The 26160-nt window shown below is 48.2% G+C and carries 26 protein-coding genes; 16 read left to right on the top strand and 10 right to left on the bottom strand.

All coding sequences use genetic code 11. The features are described 5' to 3' along the window. The first annotated feature begins 1 nt into the window (after position 1). Complete coding sequence (glmU, locus tag KZE55_RS01880; RefSeq protein ID WP_222258821.1) at positions 2-1369, top strand: bifunctional UDP-N-acetylglucosamine diphosphorylase/glucosamine-1-phosphate N-acetyltransferase GlmU; 1368 nt, start codon at positions 2-4, stop codon at positions 1367-1369. A gap of 83 nt (positions 1370-1452) precedes the next feature. Continuing rightward, positions 1453-2433, top strand: a complete 981-nt coding sequence (locus KZE55_RS01885; protein ID WP_222258823.1) for a ribose-phosphate diphosphokinase — start codon at positions 1453-1455, stop codon at positions 2431-2433. A gap of 274 nt (positions 2434-2707) precedes the next feature. Here the strand turns inward: KZE55_RS01885 and KZE55_RS01890 are convergent, their stop codons facing one another. Further along, on the bottom strand, positions 2708-4036 hold the full coding sequence (locus tag KZE55_RS01890) for an ISL3 family transposase (RefSeq protein WP_222258013.1): 1329 nt from the start codon (positions 4034-4036) through the stop codon (positions 2708-2710). A 227-nt stretch (positions 4037-4263) separates the two neighbouring features. Here KZE55_RS01890 and KZE55_RS01895 point away from each other — a divergent pair, with 227 nt between their 5' ends. Both KZE55_RS01895 and KZE55_RS01900 read left to right on the top strand, forming a co-directional pair. Then, on the top strand, positions 4264-4974 hold the full coding sequence (locus KZE55_RS01895; RefSeq protein WP_222258824.1) for a hypothetical protein: 711 nt from the start codon (positions 4264-4266) through the stop codon (positions 4972-4974). A 77-nt stretch (positions 4975-5051) separates the two neighbouring features. After that, entirely contained in the window at positions 5052-5930 is an 879-nt protein-coding gene (locus KZE55_RS01900; protein ID WP_222258826.1) for a linear amide C-N hydrolase, read from the top strand. Between the two features lie 62 nt (positions 5931-5992). On the opposite strand, the gene KZE55_RS01905 is transcribed toward KZE55_RS01900, so the two are convergent. From KZE55_RS01905 to KZE55_RS01915, 3 genes are read right to left on the bottom strand one after another with little or no spacing between them, the layout of a single operon-like run. Beyond that, positions 5993-6811: a Cof-type HAD-IIB family hydrolase gene (locus tag KZE55_RS01905; protein ID WP_222258828.1), complete on the bottom strand. Its 819-nt coding sequence runs from the start codon at positions 6809-6811 to the stop codon at positions 5993-5995. Between the two features lie 55 nt (positions 6812-6866). Next, the gene (locus KZE55_RS01910) at positions 6867-8228 is read right to left on the bottom strand and encodes an HD domain-containing protein (RefSeq protein ID WP_315853384.1); all 1362 of its coding nucleotides are present in this window, start codon (positions 8226-8228) and stop codon (positions 6867-6869) included. Position 8229: 1 nt separating this feature from the next. After that, a complete protein-coding gene (locus tag KZE55_RS01915) occupies positions 8230-9054 on the bottom strand; it encodes a lipoate--protein ligase family protein (protein ID WP_222258830.1) in 825 nt (274 codons plus the stop codon). A 160-nt stretch (positions 9055-9214) separates the two neighbouring features. On the opposite strand from KZE55_RS01915, the gene KZE55_RS01920 reads away from it, so the two are divergent. From KZE55_RS01920 to KZE55_RS01945, 6 genes are all read left to right on the top strand, one after another. Continuing rightward, positions 9215-9616 carry a YwiB family protein gene (locus tag KZE55_RS01920; protein WP_261313283.1) on the top strand — a complete coding sequence of 134 codons (402 nt, stop codon included), beginning with the start codon at positions 9215-9217 and terminating at the stop codon, positions 9614-9616. A 45-nt stretch (positions 9617-9661) separates the two neighbouring features. Beyond that, positions 9662-10207 carry a DNA-directed RNA polymerase subunit delta gene (gene rpoE, locus KZE55_RS01925; protein ID WP_222258832.1) on the top strand — a complete coding sequence of 182 codons (546 nt, stop codon included), beginning with the start codon at positions 9662-9664 and terminating at the stop codon, positions 10205-10207. A gap of 174 nt (positions 10208-10381) precedes the next feature. Then, a complete protein-coding gene (locus tag KZE55_RS01930) occupies positions 10382-11986 on the top strand; it encodes a CTP synthase (protein ID WP_222258842.1) in 1605 nt (534 codons plus the stop codon). A gap of 219 nt (positions 11987-12205) precedes the next feature. Beyond that, positions 12206-13483 carry a UDP-N-acetylglucosamine 1-carboxyvinyltransferase gene (locus KZE55_RS01935; RefSeq protein WP_222258844.1) on the top strand — a complete coding sequence of 426 codons (1278 nt, stop codon included), beginning with the start codon at positions 12206-12208 and terminating at the stop codon, positions 13481-13483. A 93-nt stretch (positions 13484-13576) separates the two neighbouring features. Then, entirely contained in the window at positions 13577-13822 is a 246-nt protein-coding gene (locus KZE55_RS01940; protein ID WP_003714015.1) for a type B 50S ribosomal protein L31, read from the top strand. Positions 13823-13931: 109 nt separating this feature from the next. After that, positions 13932-14642 (top strand): class A sortase, encoded by a 711-nt coding sequence (locus tag KZE55_RS01945; protein WP_222258846.1) that lies wholly within the window; start codon positions 13932-13934, stop codon positions 14640-14642. Between the two features lie 55 nt (positions 14643-14697). Here the strand turns inward: KZE55_RS01945 and KZE55_RS01950 are convergent, their stop codons facing one another. Continuing rightward, on the bottom strand, positions 14698-15159 hold the full coding sequence (locus KZE55_RS01950; protein WP_222258848.1) for a low molecular weight protein-tyrosine-phosphatase: 462 nt from the start codon (positions 15157-15159) through the stop codon (positions 14698-14700). A 134-nt stretch (positions 15160-15293) separates the two neighbouring features. On the opposite strand from KZE55_RS01950, the gene KZE55_RS01955 reads away from it, so the two are divergent. The 4 genes from KZE55_RS01955 (at position 15294) to KZE55_RS01970 (ending at position 19833) form a co-directional block, all read left to right on the top strand. Next, the gene (locus KZE55_RS01955) at positions 15294-15854 is read left to right on the top strand and encodes a LemA family protein (protein ID WP_222258850.1); all 561 of its coding nucleotides are present in this window, start codon (positions 15294-15296) and stop codon (positions 15852-15854) included. A gap of 10 nt (positions 15855-15864) precedes the next feature. Then, entirely contained in the window at positions 15865-16755 is an 891-nt protein-coding gene (htpX, locus tag KZE55_RS01960) for a zinc metalloprotease HtpX (protein ID WP_222258852.1), read from the top strand. A 127-nt stretch (positions 16756-16882) separates the two neighbouring features. After that, a complete protein-coding gene (locus KZE55_RS01965; RefSeq protein WP_222258854.1) occupies positions 16883-18262 on the top strand; it encodes a UDP-N-acetylmuramoyl-tripeptide--D-alanyl-D-alanine ligase in 1380 nt (459 codons plus the stop codon). A 71-nt stretch (positions 18263-18333) separates the two neighbouring features. Further along, positions 18334-19833: a DEAD/DEAH box helicase gene (locus KZE55_RS01970; RefSeq protein ID WP_222258856.1), complete on the top strand. Its 1500-nt coding sequence runs from the start codon at positions 18334-18336 to the stop codon at positions 19831-19833. Positions 19834-19897: 64 nt separating this feature from the next. Here the strand turns inward: KZE55_RS01970 and dltD are convergent, their stop codons facing one another. Genes dltD through KZE55_RS01995 form a run of 5 tightly spaced genes read right to left on the bottom strand, consistent with a single transcriptional unit; the run spans position 19898 to position 24351 of the window. Then, positions 19898-21193 (bottom strand): D-alanyl-lipoteichoic acid biosynthesis protein DltD, encoded by a 1296-nt coding sequence (dltD, locus tag KZE55_RS01975; RefSeq protein WP_222258858.1) that lies wholly within the window; start codon positions 21191-21193, stop codon positions 19898-19900. Beyond that, complete coding sequence (gene dltC, locus KZE55_RS01980; RefSeq protein ID WP_222258860.1) at positions 21186-21425, bottom strand: D-alanine--poly(phosphoribitol) ligase subunit DltC; 240 nt, start codon at positions 21423-21425, stop codon at positions 21186-21188. The genes dltD and dltC overlap by 8 nt, the downstream gene beginning before the upstream one ends. 22 nt (positions 21426-21447) lie before the next feature. Beyond that, the gene (gene dltB, locus KZE55_RS01985) at positions 21448-22671 is read right to left on the bottom strand and encodes a D-alanyl-lipoteichoic acid biosynthesis protein DltB (protein WP_222258862.1); all 1224 of its coding nucleotides are present in this window, start codon (positions 22669-22671) and stop codon (positions 21448-21450) included. After that, positions 22671-24197 (bottom strand): D-alanine--poly(phosphoribitol) ligase subunit DltA, encoded by a 1527-nt coding sequence (gene dltA, locus KZE55_RS01990; protein WP_222258864.1) that lies wholly within the window; start codon positions 24195-24197, stop codon positions 22671-22673. The genes dltB and dltA overlap by 1 nt, the downstream gene beginning before the upstream one ends. 16 nt (positions 24198-24213) lie before the next feature. Next, entirely contained in the window at positions 24214-24351 is a 138-nt protein-coding gene (locus KZE55_RS01995; protein WP_082126064.1) for a teichoic acid D-Ala incorporation-associated protein DltX, read from the bottom strand. 282 nt (positions 24352-24633) lie between these two features. On the opposite strand from KZE55_RS01995, the gene alr reads away from it, so the two are divergent. Beyond that, entirely contained in the window at positions 24634-25758 is a 1125-nt protein-coding gene (gene alr, locus KZE55_RS02000; protein WP_047768991.1) for an alanine racemase, read from the top strand. A gap of 10 nt (positions 25759-25768) precedes the next feature. Then, positions 25769-26137, top strand: coding sequence for a type II toxin-antitoxin system PemK/MazF family toxin (locus KZE55_RS02005; RefSeq protein WP_056962142.1), 369 nt, complete (start codon positions 25769-25771; stop codon positions 26135-26137). Positions 26138-26160 lie beyond the last annotated feature (23 nt).

The raw sequence follows: 26160 nt of genomic DNA on the forward strand, positions 1-26160 counted from the left end.
AATGGTAAAGAGAAATGCAGTTATTTTAGCAGCTGGTAAGGGGACCCGGATGCGTTCCAAGCTCCATAAGGTCTTACACCAAGTTTGTGGAAAGACAATGGTTAACCACGTCTTGACTCAACTGGAAAAGGCCCACATCGACACGATCGTCACGGTTGTTGGTTTCGGGGCCGACACGGTTAAGGAAGAACTGGGTCACCGGACCCGTTACGCCTTGCAACGTCAGCAACTAGGCACCGGCCACGCGGTAATGCAAGCCCGGGACCTGCTTGCTAATGAAGACGGGGAAACAATTATCGTTAGCGGTGATACCCCGCTGTTTACTGCAGATACCTTTGAAAAGCTATTTAAATACCACGAATCGCGACACGCGGCCGTAACGATCTTAACTTCAGTGGCCCCGGACCCAACCGGCTACGGCCGAATTGTCCGGGACAACGTCGGTATTGTTGAGCGGATCGTTGAACAAAAGGATGCCGATGTTCAAGAGCGGGCAATCAAGGAAATCAATACCGGGGTTTACTGCTTTGACAACAAGAAGCTCTTCGAAGCCCTGACCAAAATCACGAATGATAACGCTCAGGGTGAGTACTACCTGACCGACGTGATTGGGATCTTCAAACAGGAGGGTGAAATCGTCACCGCCTACAAGATGGATAACTTTGAAGAATCAATGGGGGTTAACGACCGGATTGCTTTGGCCAAGGCCAACAAGGTAATGCGGGCGCGGATCAACAAGCACTGGATGCAAGAAGGGGTCTCCATGATTGACCCGGCAACCACATACATCGATGCTGATGTCCAGATTGGTAACGATACTGTCCTGGAAGGAAACGTTGTTATCAAGGGCCACACCGTAATTGGCAAGGACTGCTACATCTCTGCAGGCTCACGGATTGTGGACTCGACCATCCACGATGGGGTCAAGATTACCTCCTCAACGCTGGAAAGTGCAGAAATGCACAACGGCAGTGACATCGGTCCGAACAGCCACCTGCGTCCGGAAGCAGAGATTGGCGAAAACGTCCACATCGGTAACTTCTGTGAAGTTAAGAAGGCCTACATCGGTGCCGGTACCAAGGTGGGCCACCTGACCTACATTGGGAACGCCACTTTGGGTAAGAATATCAACGTCGGTTGTGGGGTCGTCTTTGTCAACTACGATGGAACCAACAAGCACCATACCAATGTTGGGGACCACGCCTTTATCGGCAGCAACAGTAACCTGGTTGCTCCCGTTAACATTGCCAAGGATTCCTTTATTGCGGCCGGTTCCACGATTACTGACAGTACGGAACAGTATGACATGGCAATTGCCCGGTCACGGCAGACCAATAAGAAGGATTACGCTAAGAAGTTACCGTGGTAATTTCACTTTTGCTTGCTTTTTAATTCTGGGGTCGATATCATAAGAGGTAGATAATTGACTCACTTAAACTTCCGGAGGATCTAATGACACAGTCTAATATTGATTCTAATCTCAAATTGTTTGCCTTAAACTCAAACCGACCGCTGGCTGAAAAGATTGCTAAGCACCTTGGTGTTGAGCTTGGTAAGTTATCTGTTGACCGTTTTAGTGATGGTGAAATTCAGATTAACATTGAAGAGAGTGTCCGTGGAGACAACGTTTATGTTCTTCAATCAACCTCTGCACCAGTTAATGACAACTTGATGGAACTTTTAATTATGGTCGATGCATTACGGCGGGCCAGTGCTAAGACCATTAATGTCGTAATGCCGTACTATGGTTACGCACGGCAGGATCGGAAAGCCCGGAGCCGGGAACCAATCACCGCCAAGTTAGTTGCCAACATGTTACAAAATTCTGGTGTTGACCGGGTAATTGCATTAGACCTGCATGCTGCCCAGATTCAAGGCTTCTTTGACATCCCGGTTGACCACCTGATGGGAGCGCCACTATTGGCTGAATACTTTATCAATGAAGGAGTTGCCGATAATGCGGTCGTCATTTCCCCAGACCACGGTGGGGTGACCCGGGCACGGGCACTGGCTGAATTTTTGAAGTCACCGATTGCTATCATTGATAAGCGGCGGCCACGGGCTAACGTTGCCCAAGTTATGAACATCATTGGGGATGTTAAGGGTAAGACTTGTATCATGATTGATGATATGATTGATACCGCCGGGACGATTACCCTTGGTGCTCAAGCCTTGATTGATGCGGGTGCAAAGGAAGTTTACGCTTCATGTACGCACGCTGTTCTTTCGGGGCCAGCCATCGAGCGCCTTTCAAAGTCTCCGTTGAAGGAAGTTGTTGTGACAGACTCGATTAAGTTACCGGATGAAAAGCAAATTGCGAAGATCAAGCAGGTTTCTGTGGCCCCGCTGATTGCCGCTGCAATTAAACGGATTAACGAAAACCGGCCGGTCAGCCCGTTGTTTAAGCAAGTCTTTCAAAGCGCAAAGGCATAGATATTAAACGAAGGCAGCTGAAAAGAAGCATCAGAGTGCGCCTTTGGCTAGTATAGGACAGTCGTTGGCACGGTACGAGCCAGCGATTGTCCGGAATCAATGGACTTGCTTCGCGGCGCTAGAACACTAGGAGCACGCTTTGACGCGGAGCAAGCCTATTTGGCTTTTCCGCGATTACTGTGTAATATTCGAGAAATAAAAAGGGAGTAAGAATAGATTGTATCTTTTTCTGGCTCTTCGTCAAGAAGTACTGATAAGATAAATTGAATAAGTTCTATGCAGCTCTTGCCTGACCCTGGACATGAGCTGTTTTATTATGCCAATTAATGGCGATATAAGAATTCGGCAGGGAAATCAGGATACGAACGCGGAAGTGGAAGAAGTTACGAAAGCCATAGGCAGTCCGTTTGATAACTTTAATCTTATTGTTTGTACCCTCAACGGGACCATTCGTGTAATGATCATATTTGAAGCTGGCGATGATTTCTTGACGATGGGTTCGCAGAGTGCGTTGGACCTTCTGAAACGCTTGGGGCAGCGCGGTCCATTTGATAGCTAATAGTTGGTTGAGAGCTGACTTACTCCGATGATTAACTGCTAGAATCAGGTCTTGGTAATATTGATAGGCCTGCTTAAGCTCGTCGTCGAAAGCTAATAAACGATGAATAACCTCAATATCAGTTAGCTGGGCGTAACCAAAATTGCGGCGGCGCCAAAAGTTATCATACTTGAGGAGTGCACTAGGGGTTAAGAGCAGTTTCCAAAAATGTTTGAGAGCTCGCCATTGCCGGGAACTTTTTCCGGCACGGTTCATTACTTTAATCCTAGTTTGGTTCAGGGCACGATAAGCTTGAGCTACGACATGGAAGTGGTCCGCGATAATTAAAGCATGCGGAAATAGCTCTTGAATCAAGCGGCGGTAAGGAGTATAGAGATCGACCGTAACAGTTTGAACCGCTAAACGAGCGCGGTGACTATAACGCAGGAAGTAATTGCGAAGAAAGCTACTCCGGCGTGAAAGAATGATATCGAGCGTTCGATGGTTCTCAATGTTTACGAGAATCATGCTCATTCCGCTGGGCGCAAAGCGACCAGAATGAAAGTCATCGAAGGCAATATGACGGGGAAGCCAATGGTAGTTAGGCTTAAAGACATGATCAAGGTGATTAATTACGCGCCTGACGGTCCAGCCCGAAACAGAAAAATCATCGGCGATATCAGTTTGGGATTCATTCTTAACCAGTTGCATCATAATGCGTTGCTTAATACTCGTGGCGATATGGTGACGATATTGGACATCCTCGACCGGAGCTAATTTCGTCACTGTTTGTGGACATTGAGGAGAAGCTGGGCAAATATACTTCTGCTTTTTAATCGACCAAACAGTCGGCTTGTAATGAAGGTCTGCCCCATGATAGTTAACGATTTTAATGCCATTCTTGTACATTAGCCGGCCACAATGAGGACAATGCATGGGGTAGGATTGAACAAGATGGACCACAATATAATCGCCGTGATCGGCAATCGAGTCTTCTTTAGTATTGGTATCAAGTTCAAGATGAGTGTCTTTAATTCCGAGAGCAGTTCTGATAGAATTATCCATGAAAGATGGTCCTTTCTTAAACGAAGACGGGGGTCAGCCATCTTTCGTTTTTTATTTTAAATTTAAACCAAAATAAGCACTGATGTTAAATCCATCAGTACTTAAAATTGTAGAACCCTTTTTCTCACCCCCTTTCCTTTTGGGTATTTATGTAGATTTCCTTAAGATTTTGGAGAGACTTCCAATCCATGATATAATAAAATGGGCAGTAGCGAAGGAGGATAAAAATGCAAAAAAAGCAACTATTTAATAAGGTGATTACTGGGGCGGCTGCGATGGCAATTGCTCTAACACTTGCTGCTTGTGGCAATCACGACTCAGCAACATCTAGTACTTCTTCGACAAGTTCATCTGTACGGTCCTCTAAGACAACGTCAGGCAGTGCATACCGTGCTGCTAACAAGTTGATTCGTAACGAGGACTACCAGGGCGCATATGACCGTTTGAACAATACTAACAACCGTTCAACGCAGGCAGACAATCTTGCTACTGATTTGCAAAACTACATGAGTGCTCGCAAGGCATACCGGAATGGGGACTATGCTACTGCTTCTAATAATCTAAAGGAACAAAAGTCAACTAGTCCGGCAATGCGCGATGCATATTCCGAGTTGCAAAATAAGATTGATAACGCTCAAAAGGGCAATACTGGTACAAATCAGAGTACTAACAGAGCGGCTACAACAAGCAACGCTGCCAAGAGCGCCGCTTCTTCATCGTCAACGACTGCCGCTAAGACGACTGATGATGTTGTGGTTGAATTTGCTAATAAGATGGGCTTTAGCGGCGAAAAGGGTTACCAAATTATCACCACTGGTAAGTCTGGTAATACCTACAAGTTTGAAGTTCGGCGAAACAACAGTGATAACACTGTTTCAAACATGGTCGGCTTCTACCAATACAATAGCGAAACCGGTGCTGTTACCAAGTTGAGCTAATTTACGGATGAATATTGAGGGAGTGCGACGTTTGTCGGGCTCCCTTTTTGTTTCTGACCAAAAAAGTGGGGAATAAAATGTGTACAGTAATTACAACGGAACAACTTTTTAGTCGGACAATGGATTTTCCGCCACGAACACCATGGAAGTTAACTTACCTCCCAGCCGACTACCAATGGCAGCCGGCCATTGGGCACCGGGTTGTGATTAACCACCACCGCATTCTTGGCGGGATGCGCTACTTTGCCGGCCACTACCTGATTGGTGACGGTATTAATGATGCCGGGCTAGTCTGTGCGGAGCTCTTCTTTCCTGTTGCTGCGGATTACCAGGAATGGGTGCGCCCCCAAACGCTGGCCCTTACTCCTCAGGACTTCATTAACTGGGTACTGGGTAGTCATGACTCGGTGGCCGCGGTCTTGGCAGAATTAAACCAGGTCTCAGTTGTCGGCCAGCCATGGTTCGATAGGCAACAATACCCCTTTCACTGGTTACTGATGGACAGGAGGGGGACCTTCGTGATTGAGCCCCTTAACGGCCGACTGCGGGCCCGGCCTAATCCCGCATCGGTATTTACCAATACTCCTGATCTTGATCAGCAGGTTGGTCACTTAAATACAATGCTGGGCTTAACCGGCCATCAGTTTAGCCGGGCAACCATTCACCGGCTGCAGACCTATTCCCAGCCCGAGCCGCAAGGGGGAAGCTCCGTCGACCGTTTTAAGCGGGCCGCCCTTGCCCGGTGGCGGGGTCAGCCAAACACTTCCCAACAATTGCGGATATTTCTGCAGGACGTCACGGTGCCTCATAACCAACGCCACGCTCACAACTACACTCATTATCAGGCAATCATCGACCGTTATCGTGGCGAGTATACGTTCTATGACCTGACAAATGGCCAGGAGATCCACAAAAATCTGGCATTGTTAACCGGGCCAGTGCCCAACCGTTTTTAAAAAGTTAAGCCACTATCCATTGGCATGATGTCAACGGATAGTGGCTTTTAGTAGTTAGTGAGTTAAAAGACGTACTTTTCAATTGCCTGGGCAACCCCATCGTGGTTGTTATCACCGGTAACAACATCTGTCACGGCAAGGGTCTTATCGACTGAGTTACCCATGGCCACCCCGAGTCCGGCAAACTCAAGCATTGAGTTATCGTTTTGAGCGTTCCCCAGGGCCATTACTTCATCAGCGGTCAGTCCCAGTTCGCTGCTGAGCCGGTCCAAGGCCTTACCCTTGCTGGCTTCCTTATGCATAAATTCAAGGTAAAAGTCCTCACTTCGCACGATTGAGAAACGGCTAGCAAGGTCTGCAGGCAGATCCTTAACAGCCTGGTCGATTTTTTCCTTGTTATCAACCATCATCGCCTTGGCTATCGTGTACTGGTCCTGAATGCGGGCCATTTCATCTAGGGAACGGTAACGAACCAGCATGCTGACCAGTTCGGATTCGTAGATGGTGTAGTAGCTAAGGTTTTGATTGGTAGTGTAGATATAATCGCGGGTTTCGATTTGGGAGTGGACACCTTCTTTGAGGCAGTAGTTAACCCAGTCTGCATAGTCATTGAAGGAAATGCTGTAGTCAACCATGACCTTCCCACTGGTGGTTTGCGCGAGGGCCCCGTTAAAGCTGACAACGTACTCATCCTCGCGGTTTGCCAGGCCTAACTGGTCAAGGTAGGCGCGTACACCGGTCATTGGTCGTCCCGTACAGAGGACAATCTTAATCCCCTGCTGGCTAGCCTTTTTGATTGCGTCGACGGTCTTGGGCGTAATCTGGCGGTTGTCGTTGATTAAGGTTCCGTCAATATCAATTGCTATCATTTTAATTGCCATTACTAATTTCTCCTTTTAATCTTAAATGCCATTGATCACCAAAAACTGGCCCGGATTATTTTTTCGGGTCAACAATATGGTTATTTTTTATATAACTCTGGAATTTCTCGTAAATTGGCTCGAAAATCTCAATGTCCTGGTGCTTCTCTAGCATTTCCTTCGGGAAGAAGAACCGTTGGTCACCGGCTTCCCGCCCAGAAACACTCGCCACGAGGGTACTGACCTGGGACAATTCGACAAAGTCACCGTTAGGCTGGAGTAGTTCAATTTGGGTCTGTGGCTTAGATGCCTTCGGGTTATAGGTATCATATGGAAGCTTGAAGCTATCGTTGACAGCCGTGTAGTAACGACTGTCAAAGCCCGCTGTCTGAATCAGTTCGCGTAACCATGGTAAGAATTTCGCCGATTCCTGGTCATAGATAGCGGACTTGAACGGCCGCCGACTTAAAAAGCGGTTCGCCAAGTCACTTAAAATATCGTCGCGCGAATGGGTCCAGTGGTTAAAGTAGGTTGTCAGGACTCCATCATCGAGGGCGAGGTAGTCATCGAGGGTGAACCGATGATTGAAGAAGGGCATCAACATATGCGGGGTAAACTCCGGTTCAAAGTCACTAGGGTGCTCATAAATGTACTTTGCCCGCATCAAGAGGTGGTCCAAGATAACTTCCATTGCCCGGGAGACCGGGTGGAAGTAAACCTGTAAGTACATCTGTAAGCGGCTGATGATGTAATCCTCTACCGCGTGCATCCCCGAGATTTCAAAGGCAATTCCGTTTTTGACGGGGCGCATGACGTGGAGGACCCGGTCAAGGTCAAATTTACCGTAGTTGGTTCCGGTATAGTAAGAGTCCCGCTGGAGGTAGTCCATCCGGTCAGCGTCGACTTGGCTTGAAATCATCTGGACAACCTGTTGGTTATGGTAGGTGTGGTCGATCACACTAGCTACCTGGTGGGGGAAGTCAGGTGAAACCCGGCGGAGGATCTTGTTAATGTTGGTTTCCGGACTCGTAATTAGCTGGCGGGTGATTTGCTCGTGGTTAGTAGCGAAGATGTGCTCAAAGGTGTGGGAGTATGGCCCGTGACCAAGATCGTGCAGGAGAGCGGCACACAATGCGACTGGTCGCTCGCCATCGTCCCACAGGCCATCGCCCGGCACCTGCTGGGGGTAGTTACGTTGAAAGTAATTACACATTTCCCGGGTAATTTCATAAACGCCGAGACAGTGACCAAAGCGGGAGTGCTCAGCCCCGTGAAAGGTGAATGATGAGGTGCCGAGTTGCTTGATCCGGCGGAGACGCTGGAACTCCGGCGTATTGATCAGGTCGAGGATAATTTGGTTGTCAACAATGATCTGCCCGTGAATGGGATCTCTAAAGACCTTTTCTCGTGGGAGCTTTTCCTTGTAAAACGCTAGCAAATTAGTCCTCCTTTGAAAGTCGTTGTTGAAGTTTACTAATGGCAATCCGTTCATCATTTAAAGACTTGATGAAGTCGGCCTGCCACATCAGTTGGTCAAACTTAGCTTGCTGATGGTGGGGGAATACGTCACGCAAGCGTTGCTTGGCATCGGCCACCGTGACCTCATGACCAAGCAGGCTACTGATGGTCGTCATTGAAGTCGGCCAAACATCAGGGAAGTGCCACTTGTTTTCTTCATCACCGAGGCCGGCATCGTAAAAGTCACGAACCAGTTCCCCCCGGGTCATTTGCGGGCCACTGATTCCGAGGTAAAGCATTACAACGACGCCGTTCATGTTGCGCCGCTGGGAAATTCCACCAATCTTTTGCCCGTCGACATGAACATCAAAGGACCCCGGGCAGTATGAGTGGGTGACTTCCCCGGTTTCAATTTGCAATTCAGGGAAGGCGGCTTTGATGACAGTGATCATCCGTTTATAGGCCTCATCAATCGTCAATTGGCGTGTTTCGAGGTGCCATGGAAAGAAGAGGGAGAAATTTAGGATGCCATCGTCACTAATCACGGCGAGGCCACCGGAATTACGGAGAAAGTAATGGTAGCCGTGTCGCTGACAAACATTTAATGCCTGATCCAGGTGAGGGAGGCGCTGGTCTTTAAGTCCCAGGATGACGGTTTTTTCCAGGGTCCAGAAGTGAAGAAGGGGGGTGGCCATTTTCTTGCTCGACTGGAGGAGGGCGTTAGTGTAAATGAAAGATGTTGTGTTATTTTGGGGAACCAGTGGCTGGTCGAATTCAGCAACCGGTTGCTTAGTAAAGTCATTCATGATTAATAATCTTCTTTTCTTATTCTTTATACATTTATTATACAAGAAACCGGCAGAAATTAATGGCTTTTGGTCACCTTTTCGTCTGATTTCAAGTATAATTGGGAGGAAAATTACGGACAGAGAAAGGGTGCGATGAATTATCAAGAAAATTACGACGGTGCGGGTTAAGCTGACAACGACAATTCGCCAGGATAATCAGCAGGAAAGCTTCTCCTTCAGTGAGGACGGCAACTTTGTTGAATTAAACGGCAAATATTACTTACGGTATATCGAACACCAGAATGGCCAGGCCATCCCGGTTCAGTTTCGCCTGGACAGCCAGGTCCACCTTCACCGCGAAGGAACAATGCGGACCCAACTTGAATTTGACCAAGAGAAAGAAACGGTTACCCGTTACCGGACTGAGTATGGGGTAATCTGCCTGGAAGTCGTTACCAAACGACTGGAAAAGGATTTGGACCCGGCCGTTCCCATGGGGCATCTCAATGTAGACTATGTTCTAAAAACTGGGGGCCAAGAGGTGGGAAATTACCAACTTCAATTGCAATTTAAGGCCTAATATTGTAAGATGTAGTTTAGACTTTTTGAAGGGATGTGCACCAATTTGGAATTAAAGGTTTTTGACGGCCAAGACAAATCAGAACTTTCAATGGTTGAGGTGGCACACGCTATCTTAGCTCACCATGGAGAAGCAATGGCGTTTGTTGACCTGACCAATGAAATTCAACAATACCTGGGCAAGAGCGATGAGGAAATTCGTGAACGGCTCGCCCAGTTTTACACTGATTTGAACATTGACGGCAGTTTTATTTCCCTTGGTGACAATACCTGGGGCCTGCGGGCATGGTACCCATTCGAATCCATTGACGAAGCCACGGTTGGTGAAAACGATGAGGACGAAGAAGACCGACCAAAGAAGAAGCGTCGTAAGGTTAACGCCTTCTTGGCAGATTCCAATGACGATGATGACGTTATCGACTACGATAATGATGATCCAGAAGATGAAGACCTGGATGACAGCGACGATGACGACAACAATGACGATGATTACGATGAAGAAAACGATGACGATAACGATTTAGACGACAACATTGAAGACCAATTATCCGAACTGCATGATGAAGACGATGACGACGATGATGACGAATAAATCTTAAGCGTCGCTCTTGACTATTTTACGGTGACCCTGTATTATCTGTATTGGGCGCCTGTAAAATACAGGCTATGAAGTTCGTAAATAAGTAAGCTCCCTGTTTCAGTTGAAATAGGGAGCTTTTCTTTATTTATAACAGCTTACAATTAAAATAAAGGAGTAGTAAAAGCAATGACGAAATACATTTTTGTAACTGGTGGGGTTGTTTCATCCTTAGGAAAGGGGATCGTTGCCGCTTCATTAGGTCGCCTATTGAAAAACCGGGGCTTGAAGGTGGCAATTCAGAAGTTTGACCCGTACATTAACGTGGATCCCGGAACGATGAGCCCATACCAACACGGTGAAGTATTCGTTACTGATGATGGTACCGAAACTGACCTCGACCTCGGTCACTACGAACGGTTTATTGATAATGACCTGAACAAGTACTCAAACGTCACTACTGGTAAAATCTACTCCGAAGTGTTGCGCAAGGAACGGCGTGGTGACTACTTAGGACGGACGGTTCAAGTTATCCCACACATTACCAACGCAATCAAGGACAAGATCAAGCGGGCCGGTGAAAGTAAGGATGCAGAAGTCGTCATTACGGAAATCGGGGGGACCGTTGGGGATATCGAATCTCAGCCATTCATGGAAGCTATCCGGCAGATGCGTGAAGAGGTAGGATCCGAGAACGTCTTATACATTCATACCACATTGGTTCCGTACCTACGGGCTGCTGGTGAAATGAAGACCAAGCCGACGCAGCACAGTGTTAGGGAACTACGCGGCCTGGGAATTCAACCGAATATTCTGGTGGTCCGGACAGAAAAGCCAATCACCGATGAGATGCGGCAAAAGATTGCCCTTTTCTGTGATGTTGACCCAAAGGCGGTAATCGAATCATTAGATGTCAACACCCTCTACGAAATTCCGTTGAATTTACAAAAGCAGGGGATGGACCAGTTGGTTGTTGATCACTTTAACCTTGATGTCCCGGTTGCCGATATGCGGGAATGGACCAACATGGTCAACCATATTGAAAATGAACTTACCAAGACAGTTAAAATTGCCATGGTCGGGAAGTACACCGACCTGCAAGATGCTTACATTTCCGTTAACGAGGCCCTCCGTCATGCCGGATATCCAGTTAATGCTAAGGTTAAGATTGACCACTTCAATGCGGAAAATATTACCCTTGACAACGTTGCCGATACTCTGAAAGGCTACGATGGTATCCTGGTACCAGGTGGCTTCGGAAGCCGGGGGATTGAAGGAATGATTACCGCGATTAAGTATGCGCGGGAAAACGATGTACCGTACTTAGGAATCTGCTTAGGGATGCAGACTGCCTGCATTGAATTTGCCCGTGATGTTCTTGGCTACAAGGATGCTAATTCGACCGAATTTGATCCGAACACGGAGCATAACATCATTGACCTAATGGCAGACCAGGAAGACGTTGAAAACATGGGTGGAACCCAACGGCTAGGAGCTTACCCATGCAAACTAAAGCCGGGGACGGTTGCCGCTGCTGCTTACGACAATAAAACTATGATTAGTGAACGTCACCGTCACCGTTATGAATTCAACAACGCCTACCGGCAAGAGATGGAAGACCACGGTCTGGTTGTTTCGGGGATCAACCCGGACCGGAACCTGGTTGAAGTAGTAGAACTGCCAAAGAAGAAGTTCTTTGTTGCTGCCCAGTACCACCCAGAATTTTTGTCACGGCCTAACCGGCCAGAAGGACTGTTTGCTGCCTTTATCAAAGCGGCCGCCAGTGAAAAGTAATCTTAAAAATAGTGAAAGCCAAAATTCGTCAATCTTAGTTTCCACTATTTAGCTTAGTTTGTTTTCCAGCCGCCCTCCTTTTAATTTCCTTAAGATTACCCGGAAAAGGTTGTAATTTAATAAACAATTAATTATCATTACTATTGATTGTTTAATAGCAATACTTAACAAGATAAAAATAACTATAAAACTAACTATTTTAAGTGAGGAAACACGGAAATGAAAAGAATGATCATTCAAGGAGGAAACCGACTGTCGGGCGAAGTTACAATCGGTGGTGCAAAAAACAGCACCGTTGCGTTGATTCCGGCTGCCATTTTAGCGGATACGCCAGTACAATTTGACACGGTTCCGGATATCTTGGATGTTCACAATCTGATGATCATTTTAAAGTCAATGAACGTCAAATCAGAGTTTAGCCATGGCGTTCTCGACATTGACCCAACCCAAATCATCGAAGCTGAACTTCCAAGCAAGACCATTAAGAGTCTCCGGGCTTCATATTACTTTATGGGCGCACTGTTAGGTCGTTTTCACCGTGCAACTTTAACCTTCCCTGGTGGGGACAACATTGGGCCGCGGCCAATTGACCAGCATTTAAAGGCTTTTAAGGCTCTCGGGGCGACTGTCAGTGAAAATAACGGAACGGTTCACCTCGAAGCTAAGGACGGTCTTCATGGGGCTCGCATCTTCATGGATATGGTTTCCGTGGGAGCGACAATCAATGCAATCCTGGCAGCAGTTCGTGCTGAAGGGACGACGGTAATCGAAAACGCCGCTCGGGAACCGGAAATCATTGACTTAGCTACATTTTTGAATAACATGGGCGCTAAGATTCGGGGCGTGGGCACGGATACAATCCGGATTACGGGGGTTAACACCTTGCAATCAATGAACACCCACACGATTATTGCCGACCGAATCGAAACAGGGACTTACCTAGCCTTGGCAGCTGCCCTTGGGGATGGAGTAATGATTCACAACGTTATTCCGGAGCACCTGGAATCATTCACCAGTAAGATGATTGAGATGGGGGTTAACCTCCAAATTGATAGCGACAAGATTTATGTCCCGAAGACAACCAAGCTCAAGGCAGTGCACGTAAAAACAATGCCTTTCCCGGGCTTTGCAACTGACTTACAACAACCGTTGACGCCGTTGATGTCGTTAGCAGAGGGGGACAGCGTGATTGTTGATACCATCTACCCGAAGCGGGTCAAGCATGTTCCTGAACTGCAAAAGATGGGGATGCGGATTGAGGCCCATGATGGGACCATTGTGATCAAGCATACCGACCACCTGCACGGGGCTAATGTCACAGCAGGCGAAATTCGTGCCGGGGCTGCCCTAACAATTGCGGGCCTGATGGCTGATGGAACAACGGTGATTAACAATGCGGGTAACATTTTGCGCGGCTATGACCGGATTGTGTGGAAGCTCAACCGTCTCCACGCAAACGTTGCAATTGAGGACGATTCATCAGTAAAAATTAGCTAAACTGTTGCGTTGATAATTAATTCATGTTATTCTGTTAGAGTTGATTATCTATGTTTCAGGCAATGATTCATGGCAAAAGGAGCGTATTAAGTTATGAAACAAGGAATTCATCCAGATTACCACCCAGTAGTATTTGAAGATTCTTCTACTGGTTACAAGTTTATCTCTGGTTCAACTGCCACTTCAAAGGAAACCATCAAGTGGGAAGACGGTAATGAATACCCATTGATTCGGGTTGAAGTTACTTCCGATTCACACCCATTCTACACTGGTAAGCAAAAGTTTACCCAGGCCGATGGTGCGGTGGACAAGTTCAACAAGAAGTACGGTCTCAAGTAAGATTAGTACAACCTCGAAAAGACTGGAAAGGGCGATTGTCTTTTTCCAGTCTTTTTTGATTATTTATGGTAAACTGAGACAATGATTACCGAAAAGGGGAGTGAAAACGGTGAACAAAAAGAAGTACCGGTCACGAGAATGGCTACGGTGGATTGCGGTTGTTGTCTTGCTGCTGATATCAGTCTGCCTGATCTTTAACCAACAGATTAAGGAGCACTTTGTTAGCAGTTACCGCCCCAACATTACACGTCAGACAATCCAGCAAAATAGTAAGAAGAAGGCTACCTATAATTACGCCGACGTCCAGGACCTGAACCTTCAAACGGTCGCCAAGGCCCGGGCAAAGAAGCAACCCATCAACATTATTGGTGAGATTACAATGCCGTCAGCAGGGATGACAATTCCCATTGCAAACGGAACAAGCAACACAACGTTGGCCCTGGCGGCGGGGACGATGCGTCCCGATATGAAGATGGGAAAGGGTAACTATGCGTTAGTTGGTCATAACATGGCTAACGGCAGTAAAATCCTTTTTTCACCCCTTTACTACCATGCCAAGGTTGGCCAGATGGTTTACATCACTGACTTGAAGCGGGTGTATGAATACAAACTCTACCAGCGGAAGTTCATTGACCCCCACCAGGTTGAGGTAGTTAACGATACCCAGCAGCCAATTATCACGCTGATCACTTGCAACGCCAACGGTGAACGGCGGTTGATGCTGCGGGGACACTTCGTTAAGTCGGAGCCCTTCAAGCAGGCATCCCAAAACGTTCAGAAGAACTTTAGTACAAAGTACACAACGGGTCGTAACTCTTAAAAGCAAAACAGGTCCCAATATCCGGAATGACCGGTTATTGGGGCCTGTTTTTAAATCAAAGTTCACTTTCAATTTTGGCCAACCACAGTGGGAGGGCCCGGGCTAAACTCTGGTAGGTATCTTCGAAGCGGTGGGTATACCAGGGGTCGGGAATCTCTTCTGTTTCGTGACCAGGAACAACCTCATTTGCCAGGTGGATCTTGTTGATGTCATCGACAGGTGCCTGGCGCTTAAGGTTGTACATGTTCATGTTATCCATGCAGATGATGTAGTCGGCCCAGTCAAAGTCTTTGTCAGTGATTGGCCGGGAAACAAGGCCGGTGGTCGGCAGGTCGTGCTTACGCATGGTTTTAAGCGCGCCAGGGTGGGGGCGATTGCCTTCTTCCTCGCTGCTGGTTCCCGCTGAGTCGACATTGATCCGATCACTTTCACCGGCTGAATCGACCAGCTTGGTGAACATGCTTTCTGCCATTGGTGACCGGCAGATATTTCCCAGACAAACAAATAATACGTTCATAGTTAACACCTCTCACCGTCTTTAGTTTAAGCATACACGAACTTCTAAGTATTTGCTAAATGTCTGGCTGATTAATTCCCGCGAGCGGTTAAATTTGGTAAAATACAAGCAGACAAAATAAAGGAGGAATGACAGTGACGATATTAATTGTCATCCTGGTCCTCGTAATTTTGATTGGGATTTACGTTGTCCTATACAACGGCCTGGTCCAGTTACGGGTCCACGCGCAAGAATCATGGAGCCAGATTGACGTCCAGCTTCAGCGGCGAAACGATTTAATTCCTAACCTGGTTTCGACGGTCAAGGGTTACAGTAAGTATGAGGCATCGACTTTGGAGAAAGTCACCCAGTTGCGGACAGCATTAAACAACGTTCCTGACGATGACCATGCCCAGAAGATGGCTGTTTCTAACGAGCTGACGGGAACATTAAGGACCCTGTTTGCGGTATCTGAAAACTACCCCGACCTGAAGGCCAGTACGGAATACCAGCAACTGATGGAAGAACTAAGCAATACGGAAAACAAGATTGCTTACTCACGGCAGCTGTACAACAGTACGGTGGCAGCTTTAAATGCCAAAATTCAGACCTTCCCTAGTAACCTGGTTGCTAAGGTTCACCACTTTACCCAGATGGAATACCTGCAAGTGCCCGACGATGCCAAGCAGACGCCAAAGGTTTCGTTTGATGATTAGGGTGAGTTGAATGTTGTACCAGCAGATTGCACGCAATAAGCGTAAAACAATTGTTGTCATGTGCGGCTTTTTCATCCTTGTGGCCCTAATTGGGGCGGCCGTGGGATATCTCTTCGCTGGCTCAACGGTCGGCGGAATCGTTATTGCGGCTGTGATTGCTCTTATTTACATGGTGGTAATCATCGGTCAGTCAACGGACGTCGTCATGAATATGAATAACGCCCGGGAGATACATTCTGCCCAGGAGGCGCCCGCTTTGTGGCACGTCGTTGAGGACATGGCGATGGTTGCCCAGGTCCCCATGCCCCGGGTGTTTATCATTGATGACCCGAGCCCGAACGCCTTCGCGACGGGGAATAACCCGGAGCACGCAGCGGTGGCGGCCACTAGTGGTCTCTTAGCTATGATGAACCGGGAAGAACTAGAAGGAGTGATGGGGCACGAAATGAGTCACGTCCGCAATTATGATATTCGCCTACAGACGATTGCCCTGGCTCTTTCGGCAGCAATTTCTGCCCTGGTTAACTTTGCCGGGAACTTCTGGTGGTTTGGTGGCAGTCGTGACGATGATGACGATGGAGTAAACGTCTTCGCCATCATCGGGTCGATCCTGCTAATCATCCTGGCCCCACTGGCGGCAACGATTGCTCAGATGGCCCTTTCCCGGAACCGGGAATACCTTGCCGATGCCGGCTCCGTCGAATTAACGCGGAACCCCCACGGGATGATTAGTGCCCTGGAAAAGTTGCAGGGGGCCCAGCCGATGAAAAATGTTAACCCCAGCAGCAGCGCCCTGTATATTAGCGATCCAGAGCTAAATCGTAAGCATCGGTGGTATGAGAACCTTTTTGATACCCACCCGCCGCTAGATGCGCGAATCAAACGCCTTGAAGAAATGTAATTGCAAAGCGGAATGACCGCGATTAGATGGCGGTCACCGCTTTCTTCTTTTTTAAATCGTATTAACGGGATGAGGGTGGTATAATTAAAAAGCTAGACCAAAGTATCAAAAGAAGAGGTAGCTTTCAATGAAGATGAAGTTAGCGGAGATTGCTAGTGCAATCAATGCGCAAAATTATATTAGCAAATGGCAAGATGTTGAAGTAACGAGTGTTTCCTTTGACAGTCGGCACCTGGAAAGCGGCGCGTTATTTATCCCCCTTCAAGGTGCGCATGATGGCCACCAATATGTAGAAACGGCCTTCACAAACGGCGCCGCTGCTTCCCTGTGGGCCAGTGACCACGAGCTTGTTGATCATGACCACCCACTGCTGGTCGTGACCGACCCCCTCAAGGCCCTTCAACAACTTGGTAAGTACTACCTGCGTAAGATTAATCCGATGGTAGTGGCCGTTACCGGTAGTAACGGAAAGACGACCACCAAGGATATGATTGCCTCAATCCTTAGCACCCAGCTGAACGTTACCAAGACCTACGCCAACTTTAACAACGAAATCGGGGTCCCAATCACCCTCTTGAACATGGAAGCCAATACCGAAGTGGTCGTTGTTGAGATGGGGATGGACCGGTTTGGCCAGTTAGACTTCTTGAGTAAGCTGGTAAGCCCGGATATTGCCGTCATCACGATGATTGGGGAGGCCCACATTGAATTCTTCGGTACCCGTGACCGGATTGCCGATGCCAAGATGGAAATTGTCAACGGTCTAAAGGAAGACGGAACCCTCGTCTTTAATGGGGATGAGCCCCTCCTCAACGAACGGGTTAAGAAGATCACTCAGCAGACAGTGCGCTTTGGTCGGCAGCTTAGTGATGACTTCTACGCAACTAGCGTGACGGACAAGGGGCGTGCAATTGACTTCACGGTCAACGAGTGGCCAGACGAGCAATTTACCATCCCGATGGCGGGTGAATACAACGTTAACAATGCCCTGGCGGCGATTGCCGTTGGTAAGCAGCTCCACATCACTCCTCAGCATATGAAGACCGCCCTTGCCAATGTTGAATTGACGGAAAACCGGGCTGAATGGTTCAAGAGTACCCAGGGAGCCCAGATTCTGAGTGATGTTTACAATTCAAACCCCACGGCTGCAAAACAGGTCTTAAAGACGATTTCAACAATGCCAGTTAATGGACGACGGATTGCGGTCCTTGGGGACATGCTGGAACTCGGGGATGCAGCGCCACGGCTGCACGCTAGTCTTGCCGCCCAGATTGACCCGGCAAAAATTCAGGAAGTGTACCTGGTAGGGTCAGAGATGGCGGCTCTACGAGATAAGCTGCTTGAAGATGGGTATCCCAAGGAAGCTATCCACTATTACCAAGCGGACCAGCTGGACCAGCTCACCGCGGATTTAAAAGCTGATTTGACGGACCAAGATATGGTCCTATTAAAGGCAAGCCATGGCATTCACCTTGAAAATGTCCTGGCAGTAATTAAAGAACAATAATTTTGCACCAACCGGCATTCGGTGATCAAATACTTCACCGGCCGACTGGTTGCTTTTTAGGAGGAAATTTTTTGAAATTTAGCGAATTAGGTTTGTCAAAGAGCCTATTGAAGGCCATTAAGCGGAGTGGGTACGAAGAAGCAACGCCCATTCAAGAACAGACGATTCCAATGGTTTTAAAGGGGCAAGACGTTATCGGCCAGGCCCAAACCGGGACCGGGAAAACGGCTGCTTTCGGTTTACCGGTTATTGAACACGTCGATACCGATAATCCCAACATCCAGGCGATTATCATTTCGCCAACCCGGGAACTAGCAATTCAAACCCAGGAAGAATTGTACCGGTTAGGGAAAGATAAGCATGTTCGGGTACAAGTTGTTTATGGAGGCGCTGATATTCGACGGCAAATCAAGAACCTGAAACACCATCCCCAAATCCTTGTTGGGACCCCAGGCCGGCTGCGGGACCACCTCCGCCGTCACACCGTCAAGCTGGACCACATTCAGACCCTGGTCCTGGACGAGGCTGATGAAATGCTGAACATGGGCTTTTTAGAAGATATTGAGGCGATCATCAACCAAACACCGGCTGACCGACAGACACTCCTATTCTCCGCAACGATGCCGCCGGAGATTAAGAAGATCGGCGAGCAGTTCATGACTAACCCGGAGACAGTTCGGATTAAAGCCAAGGAACTGACTACTGACCTGGTCGACCAGTACTACGTGCGGGCCAAAGACTACGAGAAATTCGACATTATGACCCGGTTGATTGACGTCCAGGACCCCGACTTAACAATTGTCTTTGGACGGACAAAGCGACGGGTTGATGAGCTATCCCGGGGCCTGATTGCGCGGGGATACAATGCCGCTGGTATTCACGGCGATTTGACTCAGGACCGGCGGACCAAGATCATGAAGCGGTTCAAAAATGGGGATCTTGATATTCTGGTGGCCACTGACGTTGCGGCCCGGGGGCTTGATATCTCAGGGGTAACCCACGTTTATAACTACGATATCCCGTCGGATCCCGACTCTTATGTTCACCGGATTGGACGAACTGGCCGTGCCGGGCACCACGGAACGTCGCTGACCTTTGTCACGCCTAACGAGATGGAGTACCTGCACGAAATCGAAAAGCTTACCCGGGTCCGGATGCTGCCTCTCAAGCCACCGTCGGCTGAGGAAGCATTCCGGGGGCAGGTGGCCAGTGCTTTCAACGACATTGACCAGTTGATTGCCCAGGACTCAACGGATCGCTACAAGAAGGCCGCAGCGGAGCTTCTGGAAACCCATAACGCAACGGACCTGGTTGCTGCCTTGCTGAATGATATGACGAAAGAAGCTGCCAGCGAAGTACCAGTTAAGATTACGCCAGAGCGACCGCTTTCCCGGCGTCACCGCGGCAAGCGTAATGACTATCACGGTGGTAGCCACTACCGTCACCACAATAATAATCACCGTCATAACAGGGAAAGTTACCGTTCTCATGGGCGCCGCCATGATAACCACGGGCGGGGTCACTCCAGTCGCCATTCTTTCAATATCCGTCACCGGAAGGATAAGGAATAGGTTAGAAAATTTAAGGTACACAAAAAGGAGCCACACATGATTGTATGGCTCCTTTTTGTATATCTTAACGATTCAATTGTTGTTCCTTAAAACTTGTCAAGTTAGCGGGAGTCGGGTCAAGATTTGTCCAATCCGGCTGCAGGAACTTGTCATTGAGGTGGTAATGAGGAGCGGGTTGGCGATAACTGATAAAAGCGTTGCTTACTTTGTCAAACTTAACCCAACCGGCCCAGCCAATATGGATTGTATCTTCCATAAATGACTGCTTGCCGCCATCATGTGAAAGGTCCATGACGTTATTGAAACCTTGTTCGTGCAACTGAAATTTGATCTTGTCAACGGTTCGGTAGTACATTTGCATGTCTAATCCCGTGTACTTTTCCCACTTAGTATTGACCGGTGGAATCACAAAGAGAACGTTGGTGTTCGTGTTGCGGAACTCGTTTAAAACGACCTGAAGATCACCGTACTCTGGCGACTTCGTGTAGTTCATGTACTTTTGTGAGCCCTTGACGTCCTTTAAGTGAGGCTTGATTCGCTTGGTGTAGAAACTATTCTTGACGTTGAACTGGTTGTTAGTAGTGTTGTGCTTACCGACCGCAACTGCTTTCTTGTAGAGAGTATTGTAGTGATACTTATTAGGAAGCTTTTTAATGTTCGGCAAGATGTAGCGCTGGTAGTTACGGTTGAGCTGGAACTCTGAGAAGAGGGCGTCCTCATGTTTAAGCATCCCCAACCGGGTCTTGATAACTAACCGGTCCCAACTATTGAGTGACTTTCCCATAGCAATCTTACGGGCATCGGCCCCGACCGTCCCGTCCTTACCAATCAATGTAATTAGCCGACGAGCAGTATAACGGTCATACGGTGAATTTGGGTTAGCTTTCTGCAGCCAAGTCAGGTTGGCGTATGAACCATTGTAATACTTGAATGCCGGTGGTAGGACTCCCTGCTTGGTAAACCACTGCGGGGAGATGATGTAGACGGCTTTCTGGTCAGTCAGCTGGTTTTCCATCGAGTTAATATTGAAAAACTGGGGCAAAGATTGGGTACCACGTGAGCCAAACAAAAATGGCGTGTAATTATGGTAGCGGGCTGCCATCACTGACGGGTGGAAACGGTCCATCCGCCGCAGCTCACTTGACCCAAAGAATGGTACAAACTTGGTCTGCTTATCGCTCAGTGCCTGTTGCTTGATCGATTGATTCTTAAAGACAATGGGACTAAGAGAAACCGCCGCCTGCTTTTCGGTTGCGGTAGTGTGATGGTTCTTAATCGGTAGGGAAAAAAGAATAATCACAAGCACGAAGGCAAGGATAACCGGGCCAAAGATGGACCACAGTTTCCGGTGGCTATGCATTTTGAAGCTCCTTTACCCGTTGTTCAATCTTTTCAATAGTGTTCCACTTGCTCCGATCGAATTCAGACACCGGAACTTGAATACCAAACTTATCCTGTAAGCCCAAAAGTAAGCTAACGGTTGCCATCGAGTCCAACAGTCCACTAGTGAACAAATCTTGGCTAGCGTCACTGAAGTCCGCAGCGTCCCGACCAGTTGCATCAGCTAAAATGTTAATAATTTGTTCTTGCATAATATAAATCCTCCTCAAAATACTAGTGGTTGTTAAAGAAGAAAGTATCTAGAAAACCACTAAAGATCAAAAATGTAAACATTACAAAGTTAAAGGTAATAAAGATGGCCACACCAGTTGTGAACTTATTGTGTGGTAGCTTCTTCAGGTGCTTGCGCTTATAGTGGAGCCACCAGTCGTTAACCACCAGGGCAATCCCGTGCAGGAAGCCGTAGAGAATGTAGTACCAGGTGATTCCGTGCCAGAAGCCCATCAAAACCATGTTAAGCATGTAGGCGGTTGATGAAAGGGCGTTCCGGTTCTTGAACCACCGCTTCTTGGTGGCCATGAAGACAAACCGCATGAAGATGTAGTCCCGGAACCAGAAGGATAGGCTGATGTGCCACCGGTTCCAGAATTCCTTGATGTTCTTGGACTTGAACGGTTGCTTGAAGTTCATCGGTGACTTGACACCCATAAAGTAGGAGATGGCCACCGCAAACAAGGAGTAGCCGGCGAAGTCGAAGAACAGGTAGAAACCATAGGTGTACATGACCCCCAGCATGTGCCAACTAAACGGGTCGTGTTCAGCCAAGGTCAGCCGTTCAAAGTACGGGTAGAAACGTTGGCCAAAGAAGTAGCCAATGACGAACTTGTATAAGAAGCCGAGGAAGAGGTAAAAAATCCCCTTGCTAACTAGCTGTAGGTATTCGTCCCGGCTGGGAACCTTTTGGTAGTCCTTTTCAAAGCGCCGGTAACGGTCAATTGGCCCCGAAGTAATGGTCGGCATGAAGAGAATGAAGCGGATAAACTTCCATGGGGAAATTTCTTTGATCATTCCGTCCCGGGTCTCAATCACGGTTCCGACCGCCCGGAAAGTCAGGTAAGAGATTCCGAGGAAGCCGAGCAGTGAGTTATGACCTACCATTGCCGGCGAAAGCTTCACGATGACCAGTGGCAAAATGGAGAGAGCGGAGATCAAATAGAAGGTTCCAGACCCATTCTGCTTTTTACGGTAGTGGGTGTAATACATCACCAGGCAGGTTTCGTAAATGACGTAGACAATCAGGGAAATTCCCTGTTGCCAACTGCTCCCGTCAAACATCAGGAAGATGAAGATGAAACTAATTAATGCCTCATACCAGCTGAACCGTTTTCCGAAGTAAAGGCCAATCCCCAATGGTAAGATGGCAAGGATTAAATAGAAAAAATACATTGGGGTGCCGTAAGCACTGAAGTTAGGGAGACTAGCAATCCAGTTAATCATTATTCGTTAGCCTCTTTGATCAGTTGTTTAACTGCAATCTTGCCATTTGCAGACATCGGAAAGCTGGTGCGGTAAGTGAACTGGGTCGGCATCATGTAGGGCATAATCAGGCCCTTTAGGCTTTCCCGGATAGCGGCCGTTAACTTAGCCGGATCATCCGGTTGCTTCTTAGGAATTACTGCAGCAATCAAGTGGGTAACCTGACCGCTTTGATTATATTTCGGCAGGGCCACCGCCTGCTTGATCAGCGGGCTCTTTTCCAAGCTGGCCCGGACTTCGTCAAGCTCAATCCGGTAACCATGGAGCTTGATTTGGAAGTCCATCCGACCCTTATGGTGGAGCAGGCCGTCTTCATCAAGGACCCCAGCATCACCGGTCCGGTAGGCATTTTGCCCGTTGAGCTTAAAGAATGACTTGGCAGTCTTTGCCGGGTTATTCATATACCCTTGGGCAACACTACTACCGGCAATGATGATTTCTCCCTGTTCACCGGAGGTGGTCAATTGCTGGTCACCCTTCCAGATTGAAAGGGTCGTACCCGGCTTGGCGTAACCAACGGGTAGGCGGTCACATTTGGCAACCATTTCTGGGGTGATTTCAATTTCTGAAATGGCAACCGTTGTTTCGGTGGGCCCATACGTGTTAAAGATGTGGGCATGTGGGAACCGCTGCTCGAGGTTCTTCACGGTCTTAACCGTGAGCTCCTCCCCGCAGAACAGGAAGTACTGGAGGTCGCCCATTTGCTTTTCACTAAAAGCCGGACTAAGCATTAGCATATCAGCAAATGATGGGGTCCCGACGAAGACGTTAAAGCCAAGTTGCGGTAGGGCTGTAAATAACTGGCCAAAGTTCTCGACCACACTGTGTGGCACCGCTTTGATGGTGCTGCCACTCAGCAAAGCCGGATATAAGAACATGTTTGACAGGTCAAATGAATAGGGGGGTTGGCCAAGATAATTAGTCTTCTTTGGCAAATTGAATTCGGGCCCCAGCATCCAATCAACGAAGGTCTTCAGGTTGTCATGACTAACCTCAACCCCCTTTGGTGAACCGGTCGTCCCGGAAGTAAACAGGATGTAAGCTAGTTCGTCACCCTGGACAGGGTCCTCAGGCGTAAATGAATGTTGCGCATTGATAGCGTCGCCAATTTGCCGCGCATCAACCACCGGTACTTTGACCATCAGTTGGTCAGCAGGGAAGCTATCAATTCCAATCACCAGACTTGGCTGACCGGTATCGAGGATTGACTGGATTCGGGGTAAGGCCGAATCCGATGCTACTGGAATATAGGCGTGGCCCGTTTTCAGGGCTGCCAAGAAACACGCCACCATTTCAACCTGATGGTCCCCAAACACAAGTAGGGGACTATGCTTGGCTAGTTTTTGCTGGTCAAGCCATTCTGCCAGACTGTCGCTTGCGGCTTTTAATTCCCTATAGGTGGTAACTTTGCCCATTTCGTCATAGGCGACCTGGTCAGGGGTAGCAGTGGCAATCTGGTCAAAGTCAGTAACAATGTTTGTATTCAATTTTCTTTCCTCCACGTTAGAATTCATTATAAATAAACGGTTCTTGTCCCGCACCGTAATATCCATACAAGTAAATTAATAGAACGATTACGGCAAAATAGAAGACCGTCTTTAAGATGAACTTTAGTGTGGGATGATTCTTAATACTTTGGATTAAGATTATGAATCACTCCTTTCGCTATCAATAGCTAATCCTACCACAAAAGTGTACTGCGCTACGGCACAATTGGGGAGGTGTCGCAGCAATTTTAACTTTTTTATAACTTATTGGGGCGGGAATGATTATAGCAACTTGGATTATATGTCAATTTACCTGGTAAGCAAAGAGGAAAATTAGTTATGTTTAGGTTAAATTTGAAATGATTTATGCGTTAGGAGGACATTTTTGCTAGAATTGTATCCGATACTGAAAAATAGGAATGAGAAGTGAACAAAAATGATTACTGGTCGGTTACGAAATACCGAATATGTTATTGACTTGCAGGCTTTACAGGACAACATTCGTGCCCAGCGGACTGCATTGCCGACAGGGAGTAAAATTTTGGCAGTTGTGAAGGCCAACGCTTATGGTCACGGTCTGCTGGCGGTTTCGCAAGCAGCACTGCGTGCCGGGGCAACGGGGATGTGCGTTGCTATCCTGGACGAGGCTTTAGAGCTGCGGGACAGTGGGGTTGAGGCAATGACCCTTGTTTTGGGAATTACCCCGGTCGAAGAGGCCAACGTGGCGGCAGAGGCGGGGGTCTCCCTCACGGTTGGTTCCGTGGACTGGCTGGAGCAGTACCACCGGCTTGCCCAACAGTTTACCTGGCAAAAGCCCCTCAAGGTCCACTTGGGCATTGACAGCGGGATGGGGCGGATCGGTTTTACCGACCTGGATGAATTCCACCGGGCGGTTAAGATGGTTGAGCAAAACCCGGAATTTGAATTTGAAGGGGTCTTTACCCACTTTGCAACGGCTGATAGTGCTGATGACCAATACTTTGAAAAGCAGGTTCACCGTTGGCAAGAATTTATTGGCAGCCTTGACCAGTTGCCGCCGTACGTTCACATGGCTAATTCGGCAACCGGGTTATGGCACCGGGACCAGATTACCGCTAATACCGTGCGGATGGGGATCTCAATGTATGGCTACAACCCATCAGGACGGGAACTAAAGGCGAACCTGCCGTTAAAGCCGATTGGGACCCTGAAGACCACAATCTGCTTTGTCAAGCAGTTAAAGGCCGGTCGGTCGGTGAGCTACGGGGCTACCTACACTGCTGCTAAGGACGAGTGGCTGGCAACTTTGCCGATTGGCTATGCCGATGGCTACCCGCGGAGTTTAACCGGCTTTAAGGTGTTAGTTGATGGTCATTACTGTGATATTGCCGGCCGGGTCTGCATGGACCAGATGATGGTTCGCCTGCCGAAATACTACCCGGTTGGAACACCGGTAGTGCTGATGGGCAAATCTGGTAACCTGGCGATTACTGCCGAAGACCTGGCCGATAAGGTGGGGACGATCAACTACGAAATTTTGACGAACATTAGTAACCGGGTCCACCGGGTTTATCATTATTGAGAGGTAAGCGATGGCAAAAGAACAGGTGCGCCGTGGGGAAATCTACTTTGCTGACCTGTCACCAGTTGTGGGGTCCGAACAGGGCGGTGTTCGCCCGGTCCTCATCTTGCAAAATGATGTGGGCAACCAGCACAGCCCAACAGTGATTGTGGCGGCAATTACAACCCGGGTCCAAAAGAAGCGTCTGCCAACGCACGTTTTACTGACCAAGACGGAGACACCGCTGGCCCATAATTCGGTGATCCTTTTGGAACAGGTGCGGACAATTGATAAGCAGCGCCTCCAGGACCGGATTGCTAAGATTGGCCCGCAACGGATGAAAGAGGTTGACCGGGCGCTTAAGATTAGCCTCGGCTTAATGACAATCGGCAAAAAGTAAAGAGGAGCGAAAAGGTTGCAATC

The sequence above is a fragment of the Limosilactobacillus panis genome, from assembly GCF_019797825.1.
In the GTDB taxonomy this organism is placed as follows: Bacteria; Bacillota; Bacilli; order Lactobacillales; family Lactobacillaceae; genus Limosilactobacillus; species Limosilactobacillus panis_A.